This window comes from Pigmentiphaga litoralis (assembly GCF_013408655.1).
GTDB lineage: Bacteria > Pseudomonadota > Gammaproteobacteria > Burkholderiales > Burkholderiaceae_B > Pigmentiphaga > Pigmentiphaga litoralis_A.
This window is the reverse complement of the sequence record NZ_JACCBP010000003.1, coordinates 415,833-435,581: the sequence shown is the minus strand read 5'-3', so window position 1 is coordinate 435,581 and position 19,749 is coordinate 415,833. Positions and strand designations below refer to the sequence as shown.

At 66.5% G+C, this 19,749-nt stretch carries 20 protein-coding genes and 2 pseudogenes; 6 read left to right on the top strand and 16 right to left on the bottom strand.

Going from position 1 to position 19,749, the window contains the following annotated elements; genetic code table 11:
* Window positions 1–142: 142 nt before the first annotated feature.
* From HD883_RS26260 to HD883_RS26225, 9 genes and pseudogenes are all read right to left on the bottom strand, one after another.
* Window positions 143–1,093 (bottom strand): annotated as a pseudogene (locus tag HD883_RS26260) (sensor histidine kinase); the annotation flags it as partial.
* 3 nt (window positions 1,094–1,096) lie between these two features.
* Window positions 1,097–1,546: pseudogene (locus tag HD883_RS27880) on the bottom strand (sensor histidine kinase N-terminal domain-containing protein); the annotation flags it as partial.
* A 94-nt stretch (window positions 1,547–1,640) separates the two neighbouring features.
* Window positions 1,641–2,318, bottom strand: coding sequence for a response regulator (locus HD883_RS26255; protein ID WP_179590100.1), 678 nt, complete (start codon window positions 2,316–2,318; stop codon window positions 1,641–1,643).
* Between the two features lie 236 nt (window positions 2,319–2,554).
* Window positions 2,555–2,986: an ExbD/TolR family protein gene (locus tag HD883_RS26250; RefSeq protein WP_179590101.1), complete on the bottom strand. Its 432-nt coding sequence runs from the start codon at window positions 2,984–2,986 to the stop codon at window positions 2,555–2,557.
* Window positions 2,987–2,999: 13 nt separating this feature from the next.
* Window positions 3,000–3,839, bottom strand: coding sequence for a MotA/TolQ/ExbB proton channel family protein (locus HD883_RS26245; RefSeq protein WP_179590103.1), 840 nt, complete (start codon window positions 3,837–3,839; stop codon window positions 3,000–3,002).
* Window positions 3,742–4,530, bottom strand: coding sequence for an energy transducer TonB (locus HD883_RS26240; RefSeq protein WP_179590105.1), 789 nt, complete (start codon window positions 4,528–4,530; stop codon window positions 3,742–3,744). Before HD883_RS26240 ends, HD883_RS26245 begins: the two co-directional genes overlap by 98 nt.
* 313 nt (window positions 4,531–4,843) lie before the next feature.
* Window positions 4,844–5,806, bottom strand: a complete 963-nt coding sequence (locus HD883_RS26235; protein ID WP_179590107.1) for a tripartite tricarboxylate transporter substrate binding protein — start codon at window positions 5,804–5,806, stop codon at window positions 4,844–4,846.
* Between the two features lie 45 nt (window positions 5,807–5,851).
* Window positions 5,852–6,790, bottom strand: a complete 939-nt coding sequence (locus HD883_RS26230; RefSeq protein WP_218863658.1) for a phosphate ABC transporter substrate-binding protein — start codon at window positions 6,788–6,790, stop codon at window positions 5,852–5,854.
* Window positions 6,787–7,668, bottom strand: a complete 882-nt coding sequence (locus HD883_RS26225; RefSeq protein ID WP_179590109.1) for an amidohydrolase family protein — start codon at window positions 7,666–7,668, stop codon at window positions 6,787–6,789. The genes HD883_RS26230 and HD883_RS26225 overlap by 4 nt, the downstream gene beginning before the upstream one ends.
* A 142-nt stretch (window positions 7,669–7,810) precedes the next feature.
* On the opposite strand from HD883_RS26225, the gene HD883_RS26220 reads away from it, so the two are divergent.
* On the top strand, window positions 7,811–8,773 hold the full coding sequence (locus tag HD883_RS26220; protein WP_179590111.1) for a LysR family transcriptional regulator: 963 nt from the start codon (window positions 7,811–7,813) through the stop codon (window positions 8,771–8,773).
* Window positions 8,774–8,779: 6 nt separating this feature from the next.
* Here HD883_RS26220 and HD883_RS26215 read toward each other — a convergent pair whose 3' ends face one another.
* From HD883_RS26215 to HD883_RS26200, 4 genes are all read right to left on the bottom strand, one after another.
* The gene (locus HD883_RS26215; RefSeq protein ID WP_179590113.1) at window positions 8,780–9,796 is read right to left on the bottom strand and encodes an LLM class flavin-dependent oxidoreductase; all 1,017 of its coding nucleotides are present in this window, start codon (window positions 9,794–9,796) and stop codon (window positions 8,780–8,782) included.
* Between the two features lie 126 nt (window positions 9,797–9,922).
* Entirely contained in the window at window positions 9,923–10,528 is a 606-nt protein-coding gene (locus HD883_RS26210) for a TetR/AcrR family transcriptional regulator (RefSeq protein WP_179590115.1), read from the bottom strand.
* Window positions 10,529–10,597: 69 nt separating this feature from the next.
* On the bottom strand, window positions 10,598–10,930 hold the full coding sequence (locus HD883_RS26205) for a hypothetical protein (protein WP_179590117.1): 333 nt from the start codon (window positions 10,928–10,930) through the stop codon (window positions 10,598–10,600).
* Window positions 10,931–10,960: 30 nt separating this feature from the next.
* Complete coding sequence (locus HD883_RS26200; protein ID WP_179590119.1) at window positions 10,961–11,710, bottom strand: class I SAM-dependent methyltransferase; 750 nt, start codon at window positions 11,708–11,710, stop codon at window positions 10,961–10,963.
* Window positions 11,711–11,862: 152 nt separating this feature from the next.
* Between HD883_RS26200 and HD883_RS26195 the strand changes: the two genes are divergently transcribed.
* On the top strand, window positions 11,863–12,981 hold the full coding sequence (locus tag HD883_RS26195; RefSeq protein ID WP_179590121.1) for a tetratricopeptide repeat protein: 1,119 nt from the start codon (window positions 11,863–11,865) through the stop codon (window positions 12,979–12,981).
* A 39-nt stretch (window positions 12,982–13,020) separates the two neighbouring features.
* On the opposite strand, the gene dmeF is transcribed toward HD883_RS26195, so the two are convergent.
* Window positions 13,021–13,974 carry a CDF family Co(II)/Ni(II) efflux transporter DmeF gene (gene dmeF, locus HD883_RS26190; protein ID WP_373563493.1) on the bottom strand — a complete coding sequence of 318 codons (954 nt, stop codon included), beginning with the start codon at window positions 13,972–13,974 and terminating at the stop codon, window positions 13,021–13,023.
* A 308-nt stretch (window positions 13,975–14,282) separates the two neighbouring features.
* On the opposite strand from dmeF, the gene HD883_RS26185 reads away from it, so the two are divergent.
* Window positions 14,283–14,558, top strand: a complete 276-nt coding sequence (locus tag HD883_RS26185) for a metal/formaldehyde-sensitive transcriptional repressor (RefSeq protein WP_179590130.1) — start codon at window positions 14,283–14,285, stop codon at window positions 14,556–14,558.
* A 149-nt stretch (window positions 14,559–14,707) separates the two neighbouring features.
* Here the strand turns inward: HD883_RS26185 and HD883_RS26180 are convergent, their stop codons facing one another.
* Window positions 14,708–15,292, bottom strand: coding sequence for a CopD family protein (locus tag HD883_RS26180; RefSeq protein WP_373563485.1), 585 nt, complete (start codon window positions 15,290–15,292; stop codon window positions 14,708–14,710).
* A gap of 86 nt (window positions 15,293–15,378) precedes the next feature.
* Here HD883_RS26180 and HD883_RS26175 point away from each other — a divergent pair, with 86 nt between their 5' ends.
* Window positions 15,379–16,251 (top strand): hypothetical protein, encoded by an 873-nt coding sequence (locus HD883_RS26175; RefSeq protein ID WP_179590132.1) that lies wholly within the window; start codon window positions 15,379–15,381, stop codon window positions 16,249–16,251.
* Between the two features lie 194 nt (window positions 16,252–16,445).
* Window positions 16,446–17,336: a dienelactone hydrolase family protein gene (locus HD883_RS26170; RefSeq protein ID WP_179590134.1), complete on the top strand. Its 891-nt coding sequence runs from the start codon at window positions 16,446–16,448 to the stop codon at window positions 17,334–17,336.
* Between the two features lie 153 nt (window positions 17,337–17,489).
* On the opposite strand, the gene HD883_RS26165 is transcribed toward HD883_RS26170, so the two are convergent.
* Window positions 17,490–18,656 carry a mandelate racemase/muconate lactonizing enzyme family protein gene (locus HD883_RS26165; protein WP_179590136.1) on the bottom strand — a complete coding sequence of 389 codons (1,167 nt, stop codon included), beginning with the start codon at window positions 18,654–18,656 and terminating at the stop codon, window positions 17,490–17,492.
* Window positions 18,657–18,832: 176 nt separating this feature from the next.
* Between HD883_RS26165 and HD883_RS26160 the strand changes: the two genes are divergently transcribed.
* Window positions 18,833–19,744, top strand: coding sequence for a LysR family transcriptional regulator (locus tag HD883_RS26160; RefSeq protein WP_179590138.1), 912 nt, complete (start codon window positions 18,833–18,835; stop codon window positions 19,742–19,744).
* Window positions 19,745–19,749: the final 5 nt, after the last annotated feature.

Here is a 19,749-nt window from a genome sequence, read left to right as displayed (position 1 = left end):
ACGTCGAGGGCCGCACATGACGAGCCTTGAATAGCAGGCCGCACATAGCACCCTGCCCCCGCAGACCGGCCGACGGGCCGACCCACCGCACCGCCGACCTGGCCCCAGGCTGCCAACCCAAACTACCGACTCAGCCCCGCCGTCATACCGCCGCCCCGTTCCTTGCCATTCGGGTCAGATGCGTCCCGATCCGCGGGCCGGGAAACACCAGGCTGACGCGTGTGCCTTCAAACTCCGGACGGCTGCGCAGATCCCAATGGGCACCGTGCGACTGGGCAATTTCTTTCACGATCGCCAATCCCAATCCGGATCCCCCCGCCACCGACCCCTGTCCGCGATAGAAGGGATCGAACACGCGATCGCGTTCGCTGGCGCCAATGCCCGGGCCGTCGTCTTCCACGATCAGGCTGGGCGGTGCGTCCTGCACGCGCAGCACGATGTTGCCGGGGCCCTGGCGATAGCGGATGGCGTTGTCGATCAGGTTGCCCAACAACTGATCCAGCAGCACGGCGTCGCCATCGATCCAGATCGGTTCGTCGGGCGCGGCCAAGGCCAGTTCGACCTGCGCCTGCCGCGCGGCCGGGATCCAGCGGGCGCCGCATTCCTGCGCCAGTTCGACCAGGTCGATGCGGTTGAAGCTGTCTTGCGGACGCACGTTGGCGTCAATACGCGCCAGCACCAGCAGCTGTTCGCCCACCCGGATCATTCGGTCGGCCACGCCCTTGATACGTTCGGCGCGTTGGCGGATGTCGTCGGGCAAGGTGCGCGACAACATCAGTTCCGATTCCAGTTTCAGTCCGGCCAGGGGCGTGCGCAGTTGATGCGCCGCGTGGCCAATGAAGCGGCGTTGCGACGCGACGGCCTCGTCCAGCCGGGCCAGCAGCGAATTGGTCTTGGCGATCAGTGGCGTGATTTCGGTCGGCACGTCGTCCACGGCGATGGGCTGCAGATCGTCGATGCTGCGCGTTTCGATTTCGTCAGAAAGGCGGCTGACGGAATCAAGTCCGGACCGCACGCCGGTGACGATCACAAAACCGAGCAAGGCCACCAGCAGCAACTGCCCCGCCACCAGCACCGACAGCACTTCTTCGATGAAGCGGCTGCGCGTGTTCAGCGTTTCGGCCATCACCACGTCGATCGGCACGCCGTCGAGCTGGAAGCGCAACGTGGCGGCCCGCACCGGCAGGCCGTCGATGGTCGTGTCGTAGACGGTGGGCCGGGCGTTGTTGATCATTTCGACCGCGGACGTGACCGGCTCGTTGACGGCGATTTCCTCTTCCTGCCGCAGGGCTGCGCTGTCGGGCGGTGACGCCAGTTCCGGCCGCCCGCCCAGCACCACGCCATTCGCGAGCACCTTGAAGTACAGGCGTTCGTCGGGGTCGACATCCAGGAAGCGGGTCGAATTCCAGGTGATGTCGAGCTGCGGGCCTTGCGGCGTCATGGTGACCTGCCGGGCCAGCGCGCGCGCCGTGTCGACCAGCGCGCGGTCGTAGGACTGCGAACTGAGCTTGCGCGTGATGACGTAGGTGGCCACCGTATCCATCATCGCGAGCAGCAGCACGGCGGGCAGCAGACGCGCCAGCAAGTGCCAGGCAAGCGAGCGGCGGTGCAAGCCGGCGGCGCGCGGAGCGCCGGCCGACTTAGGCAGCAGGGGCATCGAGTTCCAGCAGATAGCCGAAGCCACGTACCGTCTGGATGTTGACGCCAGCGCCTTCCAGGCGCTTGCGCAGACGGTACACATAGACTTCGACCGCGTTCTCGCTGAAGTCGGCATCCCAGGCGGACAGGGAATTGACGATCTGGCGTTTGGTGACGACACGGCCAAGGCGCGTCATCAGCATTTCGAGCACCGACAGTTCGCGCACCGACAAGGCCACCCGTTCGCCATTGACACGCAGTTCGCGGCCGACGGTATCGAAGCTGAGCGAACCGGCTTCCATGATCGGGCTGACCTGCCCTGCACGGCGGCGGATCAGCGCGCGGACGCGGGCCGCCAGCTCGGGCAACTCGAACGGTTTGGTGACGTAGTCGTCGGCGCCGGCATCAAGTCCGGCCACGCGATCTTCCAGAGCGTCACGCGCCGTCAGGATGAGCACGGGCACGGAATTTTCGTTGGCGCGTAGCCGCCGCAGCACGGTCAGGCCGTCTTCGCCTGGCAGGTTCAGGTCGAGCAGTACCAGATCGTAGGTCTGGCTGCTGAGTGCGCCGGACGCCCGTTCGCCACTGGTGAGCAGGTCCACGGCATAGCCCTGGTCGCTCAGAAATTCGCTCAGTGCCCCACCCAGGGTCACGTCGTCTTCAATAACCAATACACGCATGTTGCTAGACGCCGGGAGGCCGCGCGTCCCATGGAGGAAAGACGCAAAGGGTAAACCCATGCGCTGACGAATGCCAGCGCCCGACCGGCTGTATTACGAAATGGCAATGATCCGGCACGACCACCGGGGTGCGCCCAGCCGCAAAAAAAAAACGGGACCGCAAGGCTGGCGCCCCACGATCCCGTTGTGTCTTTCCAGGCATGCACGGCAACGCCGCTGCGGTGCCTGGCCCGCCGTCACCTGACCGGCTTGGGTTCCGGCGTGCTGACGAAACCGATCCGCTTCATGCCTGCGCGCGAAGCGTCGGCCATGACCTGCGCCAGCACTTCATAACGCGTGGCCTTGTCGGCGCGCAGCTGCAATTCCGGCTGCGGTTCCTGTCTGGCGGCGACTTCAAAGCGCTCGGACAGCACGCCCATGTCGATCTTGCCGTCGTTCCAGAAAAGTTCGCCGTCGGCGTTGATGGCCAGGTCGATCGTGATCGGATCGACCTGCGACGGCGCCGACGTGGCCTGCGGGACATCGATGCGGACCGCGTGCGACAGCAGGGGCGCGGTGATGATGAAGATCACCAGCAGCACCAGCATCACGTCGATCAACGGCACCATGTTGATTTCGGACATCGGCGCGCCGTTGTTGCCGCCGCCATTGAAGCTGCCAAAAGCCATGGATGTCTCCGGTTTAGTTCTGGACCGGCGGCTTCGGGGTCTTCAACGAACGGATGTTGCCGTCGTTGACGACCTGCTGGCCGGTGGTCAGGAAGGCGAACAGATCATGTGCGAAGGCGTCGAGGCGAGCCAGCAGCACGCGGTTGCTGCGCACGAAGTAGTTGTAGGCAAGCACGGCGGGGATCGCGACGGCCAGGCCCAGGCCCGTCATGATCAGTGCTTCACCCACCGGGCCGGCGATGCGGTCGATGGTGGCGCCGCCGCCCTGCCCGATCGCGACCAGTGCGTGGTACACGCCCCAGACCGTGCCGAACAGCCCGACGAACGGCGCGGTCGAACCGACCGAGGCCAGGATCGACAGGCCGTTTTCCAGCTTGGCGGTTTCTTCGTCGATCACCTTGCGCATGGTGCGCGTGACGAAGTCGGTCTGGCTACCGGCTTCTTCCAGCTTGGACACGCCGTATTGCGCGTGGTGACGGCGGGCGTAAATGGCGTGACTGGTGAGGTGCGAGAACGGATCGTTCACGCCGTGCGTGGTGATCTCGCGATCAACCGCTTCGAGCGACGTGGCGTTCCAGAAGTGCTGGACGAATTTGTCGCTGGCGCGGCGGGTGCGCATGCCGGCAATCGCCTTGACGACGATCAGGTACCAGGTTGCCAGGGACATCAGCACCAGGATGATGAACAGGGCCTTCCCCAGACCGTCGGTCTGGGAAATGAAGTGCGCAAAGCCCAGGCTAGGGGTGTCGTTCATGTCAGTCCTTGACTTTGAAGTTGAACGGAATGTCGGCCAGCGCCGCGAACGCGACGCCGTTTTCGGTATACGGACGGAAGGCGGCCTGGCGAGCGGCATCGACAGCCGCTTCGTCGAGCCGTGAAAAACCGGAGGACTTCTGCACGGTGGCGCGGTCGACCCGGCCCCGCGGATTGATCAGCACCCGCACCACCACGATGCCCTCTTCGCGCATCCGCTGTGACACACGGGGATAGACCGGCGTGGGCGGCGCACCCGCGTAGTCGATCTGGCCGATCAGCCGCGGTTCGTTGGACACGGGCGCGGACGGCGACGCGGCGCGTTCGGCGGCATCGGGACGGCCGCTGGGTGCGGCTTGCGGCGTGGGCGCCGGTGCCGGCGGCGCGGCTTCGACCGGCGGCGCGGGCGGCGTCGAAATGGCGCTTTCCGACACGGGGGGCGGTTCGGGACGCGGCTCGGGCTTGGGCAGCGGCTTGGGCACGGGCTTCGGCGTCGGCTTGGGAACCGGTTTCGGCTTGGGCGGTTCGGGCTTGGGCTTGGGCGGCTCGGGCTTGACCTCCGGCACGGGGGCCGGCGGCGTGGGCGCGGGCGGCGCCTTGACGGCCTGGACGACCGGCGCCAGTTCGACGAAACGCACTTCGACCGTTTCGGTCGGCTTGACCGGCAGCGGGTCGGGACTATTCATGGCCAGCGCCCCGATGACAGCGGCGTGCAGCGCAAGCACAGTCAGGCCAGCGCCGGCACGAAGCCCCCCGGGGGCGGGCGAATTCCAGGTCAATGTGGCGCTCATTCGTGGGGTCGGCTCATTCTTGGATCGGCTTATCCGTAGGTCGGCACGTGGCTTTCCCGGGCGTGGCCCAGGGTTGCTCCGGATTGCCTGCGCAGCGCAAACCGGCACGCAGGCCTCGCCAGGAAGACCAAAAGAATATCACAAATGCGAACGATTCGCAGTTGCTGTCCGCATAAGGGGAAGTGCGAAGCATGCCAAGTCATCGCCAAGTCATCGCCGCGTCATGCAGTGATGCGTCGATCCGGACTCGCCAAAGAAAACGGCCGTCGCCGGCCGTTTCGTACCCATGACGGTAGTCACTGGCGCGCTGCGCTTACTCCGGCGTCAGGCCCGAGTCCTTCACCACTTTCGCCATCAACGTGCGATCCGCCAGGAACAACTTGTTGAAAGCGTCCGCCCCCATCGGGTCCGGCGTCACGCCCTGGCTGGCCAGGCGTTGCTTGATCACGTCGGACGCCAGCACCTTGGCGGTAGCCGCATTGATCTGGTCGACGATGGCCTTGGGGGTGCCAGCCGGGGCCAGCAGGCCGAACCACGATTCGAAGGCATAGGACGGCAGGCCGCCTTCGGCCACGGTGGGCACATCGGGCAACAGGGCCGATCGCTTCTTGGACGTGACGCCAATGATGCGCAGGCGGGCGTCCTGCACGTAGGCGCCAATGCCGGCGTTCGGCACGATCACGGCCTGCGTGCGGCCGGCGGCGACTTCGTTGGCGGCTTCCTGGGTCGACTTGTAGGGAACATGCAGCATGTCGGCGCCAGCCACGTTCAGGAAATAGGCCATGGCAAGGTGGGTCGAGCTGCCGATGCCGGCCGACCCGTAGTTCAGCTTGCCGGGGTTCTTCTTGGCATAGGCCACGAATTCAGCCACGTTCTTGGCCGGAACGCCGGCGCCGATCATCAACACATAGTTTTGCGTGCCGATATTGGCGACGGGCACAAAGTCCTTGACCGGGTCATACGACGGCTTGGCCGCCAGCGACGCGGTCACGAAGTGGCTGGATGCCGCCATCAGCAGGGTCTTGCCGTCGGGTTCTGCGCGGGCCACGTTGGTCGTGCCGATCGCGCCGCCCGCACCGGGCCGGCTTTCGATGATCATGGTGCGGCCCAAGGCCTCACCCAGTTCGGTATAGAAGGTGCGCGCCAGCAGTTCGCGCGCGCCGCCGGCCGCGAAGGGCACAACGATGCGCGACACCTGGCCGCCGATCTGGGCGCTGGCGGGCAGCACCAGCAAGGTCGCGGCAAGCGCGAGCACGGTACGGATAATACGTTTCATGAAGTCTCCTGGTTTTGAATAAGGGGAACAGCCCGTCGCCGCGGGCTAGGCGCCCAGAATGCGAGTGGTGTCGTCGAACAGTTCTTCCACCGACATGCGGCGGGGAATCAGGCGCTGCTGGAAGCTGTACTCGAGCAGCATGTCCAAGGACTTGCGATTGGCGTCCAGGCCGAAGGGCGTCAGGTCCCGACCGCCGGGCCGCTGGTCGTCAGCCAGGCGTTTGCTCTCGCGCAGCAGGCGATAGACTTCACGCACCACTTCTGGCCGGCTCGCGGCCAGGTCGGCATCGATGGCGACCATGTGATTGATCGGGATGGCGCCGGTGCGCTCGCTCCAGGCCTGGGCTTCGCCATACGGATCGGGAACCACGGGCTGCAGCCGCGCATCATCCGGCATGCCGGATCCAATAATGGCCGCGTCCAGCTCGCCCGCGAACAGCATGTCGACCAGCACCTTGCCTTCGGCCGCACGTTCCAGGGTCGACGGGTCGTCGAACTCGGCCACATGGGCGCCTTCAAAGGTCACCCACTGGATGGCATCCAGGTCCACGCCGTAATCGTTCTGCAGAAAGCCGCGGATCCACGCCACGGTGGTCTGCGAATGGGCGCGGATGCCGATCCGCTTGCCCGCCAGCTTGTCCAGCGTGACCGGGCCGCGTTCCGCGTTGTAGACCAGGCATTGATGCTGCGTGCGGCCGGCGCCGATCACGGCGGGCATCAGCACCAGCGGCCGGCCGTAGGCACGCGCCTGAAAGAACGTGACCAACGCCAGTTCGGCGACCTGGAATTCGCGGGTGCGCACGACGCGCGGAAAGGCGCGGTTCGACACCTTGACGTCGGCGATCTGCAGATCGATCAGGTCGGACGTGATCGCGCCGCTGCGAATGCCCTGCGTGCCGGCATAGTTGCCCAGCAGAGTGGGCAGCGAAAGCTTGCTCGTGGATGGAGTATTGATGGATGCGGTGTTCATGGATGCGGTGTTCATGCGGCCTTGCTCCCCGCATCGCCCAGTTCCGGATACAGGCGGATCGCCGTGCCCGAAAAAATCGCGGTCTGTTCGTCGGCCGTCAAGTCGCTGGCAGCGGCCTTGGCTTCGGCCACCAGATCCGCCAGGCTGCCTGCCGATGCCGGGAAATTCGAGCCCCACGCGATACGCGATGCGCCGAACGTGTCGACTGCCTTGCGCAGGAAAGCCTGGGGCGTGGACGCGCCTTCGGCCGACTCACGCACGTTGTGGGTCGTGTATTTGACGTACAGATTCGGGAAACGCGCCAGGGCGAACAGGGACTCGGCGGCAGCATAGGGCGCGCCGTCGTTCAAGGTCGGCCGGGCAAAGTGGTCCAGCACGATCCGCACCTTGGGAAACCGCGTCAGCAACGCTTCCAGCTGCGGCAGGCCCGGGGCACGCAACTGCACGGCCACCGGAATGTCGTGCGCTTCGGCATAGGCCCAGGCGTCGAAGCCGCGCGGATCATCCAGCCGGACGGATGCGGCCGTGGTGTGGCCGGCAATGAAGACGCGCATGCCGCTCAGGCCCTGGTCGCGCCAGTGCCTGATGGCCGCAACGCCATCGGCCGCCATCAGGTCGATCGAAAAGACACCGGCAAAGCGGTCCGGGTGCGCCGCCACGGCAGCCGCTACATAACTGTTGTCATGTCCGTAGCAGGTAGAGGCTTGGACCAGTGCCGATTTCGTCACGCCAGCCTCCTCCATGCAGGTCAGCATGCGTTCGAAGGTGACGGGCCGGTCGCGTGACCAGGCGGATTGTTCGCCGGTCAGCGGGGCCAGGGGATACCGCGCCGCGTCGTCGCTGATGACGTGGGGGTGAATGTCGATGAGGGCGGGGGAAGACGATGACACCATGACAGACCTGCCTGCAAAAGATGCGCAACAACGCGATGGCCGGATAGTGCGCCGCGATCCATAAGCAGACAATTGAGTATTTACGCGCGCGTCATAAGCAAACGCTAATATGTCGGCGTGATCGACTCGTCTTGGGTGACGCATGGCTCAACTTGACTGGTATATCCGCGCCAACCTGAAGCCCCGGCATCTGCAACTGCTGGTGGCGCTGGACGACCTGCGCAATCTGGGCAAGGTGGCGGCCAGCCTGAACATCAGCCAGCCAGCGGTGTCGCTGGCCTTGGGCGAACTGGAAAAGGGCCTGGGCATCCGCCTCTTCGACCGGACGGCGCGTGGCGTCAATCCCAACATCTATGGTGAATGCCTGATCCGTCAGGCGCGGGTGGTGCTGGGGAGTCTGGCCCAGGCGCGCGACGAGCTGCGGGCCCTGCTGTCGGGTGCGTCGGGCAAGACGACGCTGGGCGCCCTGCCCGCCATGGCGCCGGCCGTGGTGCCGAAGGCGCTGGCGCTGCTCAAGCAACGCACGCCGGGCACGACCGTGCTGGTTCACGAAGGGGCAATGGAAACGCTGCTGCCGGAGTTGCGCCGGGGCGCGATCGACCTGATCGTTGGACGGCTGCTGAGCCATCGGCAAAGTTCGGACGACCTGAGTGAAAAACCCCTGTTTGAAGGGTCGAGCACCGTCGTGGTAGGCGCCGCGCATCCACTGGCGCGCCGCAAGCGACTGCGGTGGAGCGACCTGTCGGCCTTTCCGTGGGTGCTGCCGCCGGTGGGGTCCCTGCCACGCGAACCGCTGGAAAGCGCATTGCAGCAGCATGGCGTGGCCATCCCGAGCAACACCATCGAGACCCTGTCGACGCATGTGATCCTGACCTACCTGCAGTCAAGCGATGCGCTGGGGATCCTGTCGAAGGTGGTGGCCGATCACTATCGCGATCTGGGCCTGCTGGCCGTGCTGCCGCTGGAGCTGCCCGATGTGCTGCGGCCGATCGGCCTGACCTGGCGGCGGGACGCGGCGCTGTCGCCGGCCACGATCCAGATGATGCAGGCGATCGAGGCGGTCAGCGCCGCAGCGCCGGGCGCGTTGCCCGGGCTGCAGGCTTGAACGTGCCTACGCCGCAGCCCGTGCTTCGCCGCGCGCCGCCGCGGCGATGTCAAACGCATGCAGGCGTTTGGCGTGGTCGTACATGTCGCAGGTAAAGATCATTTCGTCGGCCTGGGTCTTTTCCAGGATGGCGTTCAGGCGGGCCCGCACCGTATCCGGGCCGCCCACCACCGCCATGTCGAAGAAATTCTTGACCGCCTGCTGTTCCTGCGGCTGCCACAGGCCCGCCATGTTCGCGACCGGCGGCTTCATCCGCAGGCTTTCGCCGCGCATCAACGACAGCACGCGCTGATAGGCCGTGGTGGCGAGGAAGGTCGCCTCGGCATCGGTGTCGGCGGCCACCAGCGGTACGCCGATGGCGACATAGGGCTTGTCCAACACGGCGGACGGTCGGAAATTGTCGCGATACAGGCGGATCGCGTCGTGCAGGAAACGCGGCGCAAAGTGGGACGCAAAGGCGTACGGCAGCCCTTCGCGCGCGGCCAGCTGCGCGCTGAACAGGCTCGATCCCAGCAGCCAGATCGGCACATTGGTCCCGGACCCCGGCATGGCCAGCAGCCGCTGCCCGGGGTGGCGCGGACCCAGCAATTCCTGCAGCTCGGCCACTTGTTCCGGAAAGTCTTCGCCATTGCTGCCGCTGTCGCGGCGCAGTGCGCGCATCGTGTATTGGTCAGCGCCGGGCGCGCGGCCCAGGCCCAGGTCGATGCGGCCCGGATACAGGGTGGCCAGCGTGCCGAAGTTTTCGGCGACCACCAGCGGCGGATGATTGGGCAGCATCACGCCGCCCGAGCCGACCCGGATGCGGGTCGTGCCACCGGCGACATAACCGATCACGACCGACGTCGCGGCGCTGGCAATGCCATCCATATTGTGATGCTCGGCCAGCCAGAAGCGGGTGAAGTCCAGCGCTTCGACGTGCCGGGCCAGGCTGAGCGAGTTGTGCAGCGCGTCGGCAGGCGTGCCGTCGTCGCGGATCGGCGCAAGGTCGAGCACCGAAAAGGCGGTTTCTGCAAGGGTCTTCATCTTGGCTCCTGGTGGCGCCTGTGGCGCGGGGATGAAGGTATTTATACCATACGTTATAGAAATCAACGTCAGCGGGTCGATAGCTTGTGCCGATCGTCCAATACCGTTGGAGGAAGCGGTGCTGCGTCAGTTCCCGACCAGGCAGTCCCACGCCGTTATCGCGCTGTCGACGATGGCAAGCAGCCGCTCGCGGCTGGCGCCATCGCGCGCCTGGATCGACAGGCCTTGCAGCACCGTCGTATAGAACGCGGCCACCGCGACCGGGTCCGCCAGGGTCCCCAGTTCGCCGTCTTCGCGGGCCCGGCACAGCCGCGCTTCAAGGGTGCGGGCCACGTCCACCCGCAGGTCGTGCAAGGTGGTTTCGATGGCTTTGTTGGCGGGCGAAAAATTGAGCGTGCTCAGGTCGACCAGGCAGCCGGGCGGCTTGCCCGGGGTCGAATACCGCAGCGCGGCAGTGCGCAGCAGGCCGGCCATGGCGTCGCGCACGGGCGACGTTTCCAGCCCCTGCCACAAGGCTTCCGATTCCTGCGCGTGGTACAGCGCAAGCGCCGACCGGAACAGGGCTTCTTTCGAGCCGTAGGCCGCATAGACGCTGGGCGCGCAGATGCCCCCCATGGCGTCCTTGAGCGCGGTCATGGTCGCGCCTTCGTAGCCCATGTCCCAGAACACGTCGAGCGCGCGGCGCAAGGCGTCGTCGCGATCGAAACTGCAGGGGCGGCCTCGCTTAGCCATTCGGTAACCTCATAGACTGACAGCGGGCATTGTAGCCAGCGGCCCTGATGGACCGGCTATCCAGCGAGTTCAATAGCCGAGCTTGCGGGCGTTGCGTTCCAGCGCGGCGGACGCAGCATGGGCCAGCGTCTTCAGTTCGGCCGCATCGGGCGCCTGGCCGTCCAGCCACACAAAGTCGTACAGACGCTCGCCCGCTTCCAGTTCGATATTGAAGAGCTTGCTGACCTTCGCATCGTCGTCCACATCCACCTTGCACGCGAATCGCGGCTGGCCCAGGTGCACCAGGTATTCGAACTGGCTGTCGGTGCCTTCCCCGATGATCCAGCGGTCGGCGCGGATATCGCCGGCTTCGATCACGGCATCGGGAATCGGGGTGGTCGGGAAGTGGGGCAGTTTGGGCATACGTGCGTCTCCGGATGGCGGGCGATGAGGTTAACCGATGTCGGCCGGCTTGCGTCCGGAAACCACCACCGTCGTCAGGTCGCGTACCAGCCGCCCGGCCGCGCCCAGCCGGGCCGACACGTAATCGCTCAGGTCGTTTTCGATGGTGCGGTACAGCGCCGGCGGGACGTCTTCCCACAGGCGCAGCGACCGCGCATGGGCAACAGCCTGCGGGGCGGACAGCGATTCGGTCGACACCACCGCGTGGGACGACACATCAATGAACTGGTGGGCTTCCATCAGGGCGGCCGGATCGTAGCCGGTCTTGGGGCTGGCGACCGCCAGCGGCACGTGGCGCGCCACGATCCGCACGATGTCATCGGCAAAGGATCCGGCATCGCGCTTGTTGACGACAACCAGGTGGCCCCCAGGCCGCAGCACCCGCCGCAACTCGGCAATGGAGGCGGGGTCGGCAAACCAGTGGAACGCGCCAAAGGCGGTGATCGCGTCGAAGCTGCCATCGTCGAACGCCAGGCTGTCGGCGCGCATCAGCAGGAATTCCGGCGGCTGACCGTCGGCCACCAGACGGGCCTGCCGGATCATGTCGGTATCGCTGTCGGCCCCGATCACCTGCATGCCGCGCTCGGCCAGTTGCCGGGTGGCGATACCGGTGCCGCACCCGATGTCCAGCACGCGCGCATCCGGCTCCTGCCCGACGATCTGCACGACCCGCGCGATGACGGACACCGCATAGGCCTGACGGGTGTCATTGAACAGGGACGCGGACTGACCGAAGGTCATGCAGCCATTCCCGAAAAACCGGGGGAGTGATCAGGACCGACCAGCTTACAGGGTGATGTCCGTAGCGTCAGTCGTTTTTGCACACGGCCGGCGCACGCGCAGCGGCGCGTGGTGTACATTCCCGCGCTAGTCTGCACTGACAGGAGCCGCCCATGCGAATTACCCCCAGCGCGCGCCGGGCGTTGCCGCGACGCGCCTTGCGCCGCCATGCCGGCGGCGTGCTCGTCCCGCTGACCGCCCGCGTGCTTGTCGTGCTCACCGTTGCCGGCTGCGCGCCGCTGCCCCCGCCGTCCGCCCTGCCGGCTCCCGAAGCCGAACCGGTCGCCGCCCCCGTGGTGGTGGCCGCCCCGGCGCAGGCCGCGGCGCCTCCCCCTTATGTGGATGTCGTGCAGTGCGATGCGCGCGTCGATGCCGACCTGCTGTTCGGCCGCGGCCACGAACTCTTCCAGGAACGCATGCCGGCCAGCCTGTCCAAGGCATCGCGCTGCTTCACCCTGGCCGCCAGCAAGGGCGACGACCAGGCCTTGTGCTACCTGGCGGCACTGCACAGCGATCCGCGCGGCATCGACCCGGATCCGGTCAAGGCCGTGCGCTATCTGCGCCAGGGCTCCCTGACCGACAACGCCTGCGCCGAATTCGGGCTGGCCAATGCCTACATTACCGGCGCCGGGGTGTCCCGCAATACCCGTCAGGCCCAGACCTGGATGGTGCGGTCGGCGCAGCACGGCTACGCGGCCGCGCAATACATGCTGGGCACCCAGGCCGAGACGCGGCGCGATCCCGTGACCGCCTGGGCCTGGCTGGCGATCGCAACCGAATACGGCCACCCGCAAGCCGGCGTGCGGCAGCAGGCCGTGGACGGCGCCCTGACCGCACGCCAGCGCACCCAGGCCCAGGCCCGGGCCACGCAATTGCGGGCCACGCTGATGCCGATCGCCGAGGCGCGCGCGGCGCGCAACCGGCGGGAGGTGCTGGAGTTCGTGGGCTACGTGGATCGTTTCTTTCCGGAGTTGTATGCGGGGATGGGGGAGCGCCAGCGCTATGCCCGCACGGCGTCGTGGCTGGCGCGCGCCGGGAACCAGGGAATCGTGGCCGAGGCGGACGTGGCGGCGTACATCACCATCATCGGCTTCCTGGATGAAGATGCCGTGCGGGGCAACGGCCGCTATCCCGAGATCGACCGCATTCTGGGCAATATCGGCATGCCGATGAGCGACCGGCTCAAGCTGGCCGCGGAGCGGGCGCAGGCGCTGCAGGGGACGGCGCGGTAAGGCGGAGGGTGTCAGGCGGGGGGTGTCAGGCGGAGGGTGTCAGGCGGGGGCGCCGCGCCGGTTTACTTCTACGGTGATGTGCACGAGTTCTTCATGGATGCCGATAGCGCGGCGTATGACGTCGGGCGCCAGCGGCTGATCGGTCACGACCGCGACGATGCACGCGAATTTGCCCTTGCCGACTTGCCAGACATGCAGGTCCGTGATGTCGGCGGGCACCGGCAACGTGGCCACGGCTTCCCGGATTTCTTCGGCTACCGGTGCGTCGCCGTTGGCGTCGAGCAGCACGCTGCCCGACTGCCGCAACAGGCCCCATGCCCACACCGCGACCAGCACCGCGCCGGCGATGCCCATGAGCGGATCGAGCCAGACCGCGCCCCACCACTTGCCGCCGAACAGCGCGACGATGGCCAGGACGGAGGTGGCCGCGTCGGCGACGACGTGGAGGTAGGCGGCCCGAAGGTTCAGGTCGGTGTGCGCGTGGCCGTGGTCGTGGCCGTGGCTGTGGCCGTGGCCATGCCCATGCCCATGATCGTGCCCGTGCGCATCCTTCAGCAGCCAGGCGCACACCAGGTTCACCACCAGGCCCACTGCCCCCACCGCGATCGCGCGGTCGTAATCGATGTCCACCGGGGACAGCAGGCGCTCCACCGACTGCCACGCCATGTAGAAGGCCACGCCCATCAGCAGGACGGCGCTGGTGTAGCCGCCCAACACTTCCACCTTCCACGTGCCGAAGGTAAAGCGGCGGTCCTGCGCGTGCTTGCGGGCATAGGCGTACACCGCCACCGACAGGCCCAGCGCCAACGCATGCGAGCTCATGTGCCAGCCGTCGGCCAGCAGCGCCATGGATTGGTAGAGCCAGCCGGCGGTGATCTCGATCACCATCATGACCGCGGTAATGCCGGCGGCCCAGGCGGTGCGCGATTCAGCCAACGGGTTGCCTTCGTCGAAGACATGGCTGTGGCTGTACGAGGCGGTGTCAGAGGTGATGTCGGAGGCAGTGGAAGCAGGCGCTGATGCAGGGCCTGCGCAAGCCGTGTGTCCCGCTGGCCTGCCCGGAGCGGGGTCGGCAGCGTGAGGGTCAGACGAAGTGGGATGGGTCATGGCAGGGTCCGGTCGACGCGCGGCGCGCGATACACACGGCTCGCAATATACTGTACCCCAGTATAGTACGCAGACAGATGGGCGGCCGGATCGCGGTTTCGTTCGTCATGGCGTTGGATGCGGCACCAGCAACTGCCGACGTCTACCGTCTATTTATTTTCGCCCCGCGCTGCCCTGCCCCTGACGAGCCCGCCATGCCGCACACCATTCACGACAAGAAGAAACTGCTCGCCCGCGTGCGCCGCATCAAGGGGCAGGTGCAGTCGCTCGAAGCCGCGCTGGAAGACGAGAAGGAATGTGCCGCGGTGCTGCAGCAGATCGCGGCGGTGCGCGGGGCGGTCAGTGGTCTGATGGCGGAAGTGCTGGAGGGACACCTGCGCGAACATCTGGGCGCGGACGACGTGTCGCCGGCGCAGCGGCAGTCCGACCTGGAAGAGGTCGTCAGTGCACTGCGTTCCTATCTGAAGTAGCAGGCGCGGCTGCCACTATGTAGCAGCAGGAGGGCCTGCGACTATGAAGTAGCAGGCGCGCCTTCCGCTGTGAACTGGCAGGCGCGCCTGCTGCAAGCGCAGCCTGTACTTCAGGCTGCCGATGCCGTGGAGGACGCAGTCCTGCCGCGTTACCGCCCCAGGAACGCAATCACGACCACACAGGCGCCGATCAGCAGATTGATGCCGACCCATTTGCGGATCGATGCCATGGCCACGCCGCCGGCCTTCCAGTCGGACGCTTCCACGGCGCGGCGCAGGCGGCCGAACAGAGCGAAGCGGATGTGGCCGAAGATCAGCGCCATGATGATGCCGAAGGTGCCCATCAGGTTCCACGCCAGCGGCATGCGGAAACGCCCGCCGGTTTCGGCCACTTGCGCGGCCGCCAGTCCCACCATGCCCAGACCCGATGCCACGGCCAGCAGCACCGCGATACCCGCCAGCAGAAAGAAGCGCCGCAGCACGTCTTCCATCAGCCGCAGGCGGACGGCGGGTTCCAGCGTGGCCACGGCCGGGCGCAAGGCCAGGTGCGCGAAGGCCATGCCGCCCACCCACACGATGATGGACGCAACATGGATCAAGGTGAGCAGGTTGTAGAGCATGGACGCACCGGTCTGCGGCCCGCGCCCGCCGGCAGCCAGGCGCGGTGCGCGGCGATCCGGGTACCCCGACAGCCGGCAGGCCGGGCGGGGAGACGCTTCGTCAGAAGTGGGCACACTCTAGCATGGGGGGCCTTCCCCACCACGGGTCTACAATTCCTGCTTCTTTCCTGATTGCGCCTGCCCGGCGCCGCGCTGTCTGCATGCCTGAAGTCACCCTGGGGAAATCCCACGCGCGCCGCCTGCGCGAGATGTACCGCTCGGCGGGCTGGCCCTGCCAGGACATCGTCGAAATCGAATTGCTGGCCGCCGGCCTGCTCGAACGGGTCGTGAGCCGCGATGCCGCCGAAACGGTTCGCGTCACCGATGCCGGCATCGCCATGATCGCCGCGCAGGCCGTGCGCAATCGCAGCGCCATGTCGTCCCATGAAGCCCTGGTCGAACTGATCGCGCGCGACATGTTGCGCGCGGGCCGGATTGCCTGGCGCGGCATCAGCCTGCGCGCCCAGGTGCCGGGCGCGACGCCCGACGCGCCGCCGGTCTGGTGTATTGCCAAACCGGATGTCTTTTCGATCCGCAACACGACGGTCGAAACCTATGTCGAACCGGTGGTGCACGAGATCAAGGTGCGCCGTGCCGACCTTCTGGGCGACCTGAAGATTCCGGCCAAGCGGGGCGCCTATTGTGATCTGGGCGAGTGCTGGTATGTGCTGGGCAATGACGCCAAGGGCCGGCCGATCGGCGATCCGTCGGAGGTGCCGCCCGAGTGCGGCGTGATCCTGATGCAGGGCGAGCAGCCCATCGTGGCGCGCCGGGCGCCCAAGCCGAAACGGACCGCCCTGCCCTTTGGGGTGTGGATGTCGCTGGCCAAGGCCACGCCGGTGCGCGGGCTGGACGAAGGCGTTCAAGGACTGCTTGCGCCATTGGACGAGACGGTGGACCCGCAGCCGGTGGAACCGTTTCCCGACGCGACGCCCGCCAGTCCTGACCTGGCCGGCACCGGCGAAGCCGACGCGGGCGAAGGCAGCCCCTTGTCGGACGCGAACCCGCCCTGCCCCCCTTGCGCAGCGCTGTGATGTGCTGCGCCGCCCCAGGCAGCTTGGCGGCACGCTCATCCATTTGAAACGCTTTGAGAAAGCGGTAGAGGGAATGCGTCTTTCGGTCTATCGTCGGCGGCGGAACGGGTGGGCCGCGATTGCCAGCTGCGCGTTGCAATGCCGGTCACCCGATGACGTCAACCGCAGGCACTCTGCCTTTTCAGGAACGCACCATGGAACTCAAGACAGCCAAGGATTTCGATCAGGAACTGCTCATCCTGTTTGATGCCTATGTGCACGGCGCCATCGACCGCCGCGGATTTCTCAGCAAGGCGCAGAAGTTTGCGGTGGGCGGCATGACGGCCGGCATGCTGCTGACGGCCCTGAGCCCCAAGTTTGCCGAGGCCCAGCAGATCCGTCCGGACGACAATCGCATCCGCACGCAAAAAGTGGACTACCCGTCGCCCAATGGCACGGGCACCGTCAAGGCCTATGTGGCCTGGCCGGCGCAAGCCAGCGGCCCCTTGCCCGCCGTGCTGGTGATCCATGAGAACCGCGGCCTGAATCCCCATATCGAAGACATCGCGCGCCGCCTGGCGCTGGATGGCTACCTGGCGTTCGCGCCCGATGCCCTGACCACCCTGGGTGGCTATCCGGGCGACGAAGACAAGGCGCGCGAACTGTTCGCCAAGCTGGACCAGACCAAGGCCACCGAAGACTTCGTGGCGGCGGCCAACTTCCTGCGCAGCTACCAGAACACCAACGGCAAGGTCGGCGCGGTCGGCTTCTGCTACGGCGGTGGGATGGTGCAGACGCTGGCCACGCGCCTGCCGGACCTGAATGCCGCGGTGCCGTTCTACGGCAACGTGCCGGCTGCGGAAAACGCCGCCAAGGTCAAAGCGCCGCTACTGATGCATTTTGCCGCGGTCGACGAACGGATCAATGCGTCGTGGCCGACCTATGCGGCCGCGCTGGATGCGGCGGGTGTGAAGTACACCGCGTTCCAGTATCCGGGCACGCAGCACGGCTTCAACAACGACACGACGCCGCGTTTCGATGCTGACGCCGCCAAGCTGGCCTGGTCACGCACGGTTGCGTTCTTCGACGCGAATCTGAAGGGCTGAAGGTGCAGGGCTAACCCGACGGGCCAAGGCAGGACGTCGGGAAACACAAAAGCGCCAGTCCGCAACATCGGGACTGGCGCTTTTCTTTGGCCTGCCTTTACCAAGGCCTGCCTTTGCCTTGGCCTGCTTTCACCCAGGCCTGCCTTCACTTCATCAGCTGGCCAGGGCCTTCATTTCCGCATACAGATCGGCCTTGCCTTCGAAGCCGATGCCCGGCAGTTCCGGCAGCGTGACATAGCTGTCCACCACCTTCACGCCATCGGGGAAGCCGCCATACGGCTGGAACAGGTCCGGGTAGGACTCGTTGCCGCCCAGGCCCAGGCCGGCGGCAATCGCCAGCGACATCTGGTGCCCGCCGTGCGGCACGCAGCGCGACGGCGACCAGCCATGTTCCTTCAACATATCCAGGGTGCGGAGGTATTCGACCAGGCCATAGCTCAGGGCGCAATCGAACTGCAGGTAGTCGCGGTCCGGACGCATGCCGCCGTAGCGGATCAGGTTGCGGGCATCCTGCATCGAAAACAGGTTTTCCCCCGTCGCCATCGATCCGGCATAGTGCGGCGCCAGTTCGGCCTGCAGCGCGTAGTCCAGCGGATCGCCCGCTTCTTCGTACCAGAACAGGTCGTAGTCGGACAGCGCCTTGGCGTATTCCACGGCGGTCTTCAGGTCGAAACGGCCGTTGGCGTCCACCGCCAGCTTCTGGCCAGGGCCCAGCAGACGCAGCACGGCTTCGATGCGCTTGCGGTCTTCGGACAGCGACGCGCCGCCGATCTTTTTCTTGACCACCGAATAGCCGCGGTCCAGATAGCTGCGCATTTCGCGCTCCAGGCCTTCGATCCCCTGGCCGGGCCAGTAGTAGCCGCCGGCGGCGTACACGAACACCTTGCGGTTGGCTTCGCCGTTGCCGTAGCGTTCGGCCAGCAGCTGGTACAGCGGCTTGCCTTCGATCTTGGCGACCGCGTCCCAAATGGCCATGTCGATCGTGCCCACGGCAACCGACCGTTCACCATGGCCGCCCGGCTTTTCGTCGGTCATCATGGTGGCCCAGATCTTGTGCGGGTCCAGGTTGTCGCGTTCGTCGTCCAGCAGGCTGGCCGGGTCGGCTTCCAGGATGCGCGGCAGGAAACGTTCGCGCATCAGCGAACCCTGGCCGTAGCGGCCGTTGGAATTGAAGCCGTAGCCGATCACGGGCTTGCCATCGCGGATCACATCGGTGACCACGGCGACCAGGCTCAGGGTCATCTTCGAGAAGTTGATGTAGGCGTTCCGGATGTCCGATTTGATCGGCTTGGTGGCTTCGCGGATATCGACGATTTTCATTCTGGCGTCCTGCTGGAAAGAGCGCGCCGCAGGCAGATCGCGCGGCGGCGCTCGGTGTATAAGTACTGCGCCGGGTCGCATCGACACCGTCAGAAGCAGTGGACGCATCTTCGCGCGCCCCATGCGATGCGTCCAATGCCCGTTTTCTCTGCCTTTATGCCGTCAAAGCATCGATGATGAATTTCACGTGGTTGAACGATTTCCTGACGCTGGCGGCCAGCGGCAATTTCTCGCGGGCCGCGCGCGATTGCCACATGACGCAGCCCGCGTTCAGCCGCCGCATCCGCGCCCTGGAAACCTGGCTGGGCGTCGACCTGTTCGACCGCAGCACCCATCCGGTCACGCTGACCGATGCCGGCGAATGGTTTCGCGGCGTGGCCGAAGAAATCACCGCCCGTGTCGCCCGGGTGCCCGATGAAGCGCGCGCGGTGGCCGACGCCAGTTCGTCCACGCTGCGTTTTGTTGCAACGCACGCGCTGTCCCTGACCTTCCTGCCGACCTGGCTGCGCGGGCTGGAATCGCAGGCGCCCGTCGGCCCGATCCAGCTGGTGTCCGATGTCATGCCGCAGTGCGAGGCGCTCATGCTGCAGGGCCGCGCCCAGTTCATGCTGTGCCATGCCCACCCGCACTTACCGGTCCGGCTGCCCGATACCGATTTCACCAGCTGCGAGGTCGGCACCGACGTGCTGATCCCGGTCGTGGCCGCAACCAACCAGGGCAAGCCCCGCCATACCCTGTCGCGCCGCAGCCGCGCTCGCGTGCCGCTGCTGGCCTACACGCCGGAATCCGGCCTGGGCCGCATCGTGCGCGATCAACGGCAGTCCGCGCTCGACGCGGCCGGGGCCGATCCTGTGTTTACCGCGCATCTGGCCACCGTGCTCAAGTCGATGGCGCTGGATGGACGCGGGATTGCATGGCTGCCGCAAAGCCTGATGCAAGAAGAACTGGCGTCAGGCCGCCTGGTGGACGCGGGCGGCCCCGACTGGCATCTGCCCATCGCCATCCGCCTGTTCCGGCATCGTGCCGCTGGGGCCGCATCGGCCGAAGCCTTCTGGCGCGCGGTCGTGGCGCGCAGCGCATCGCGGTAGACGGA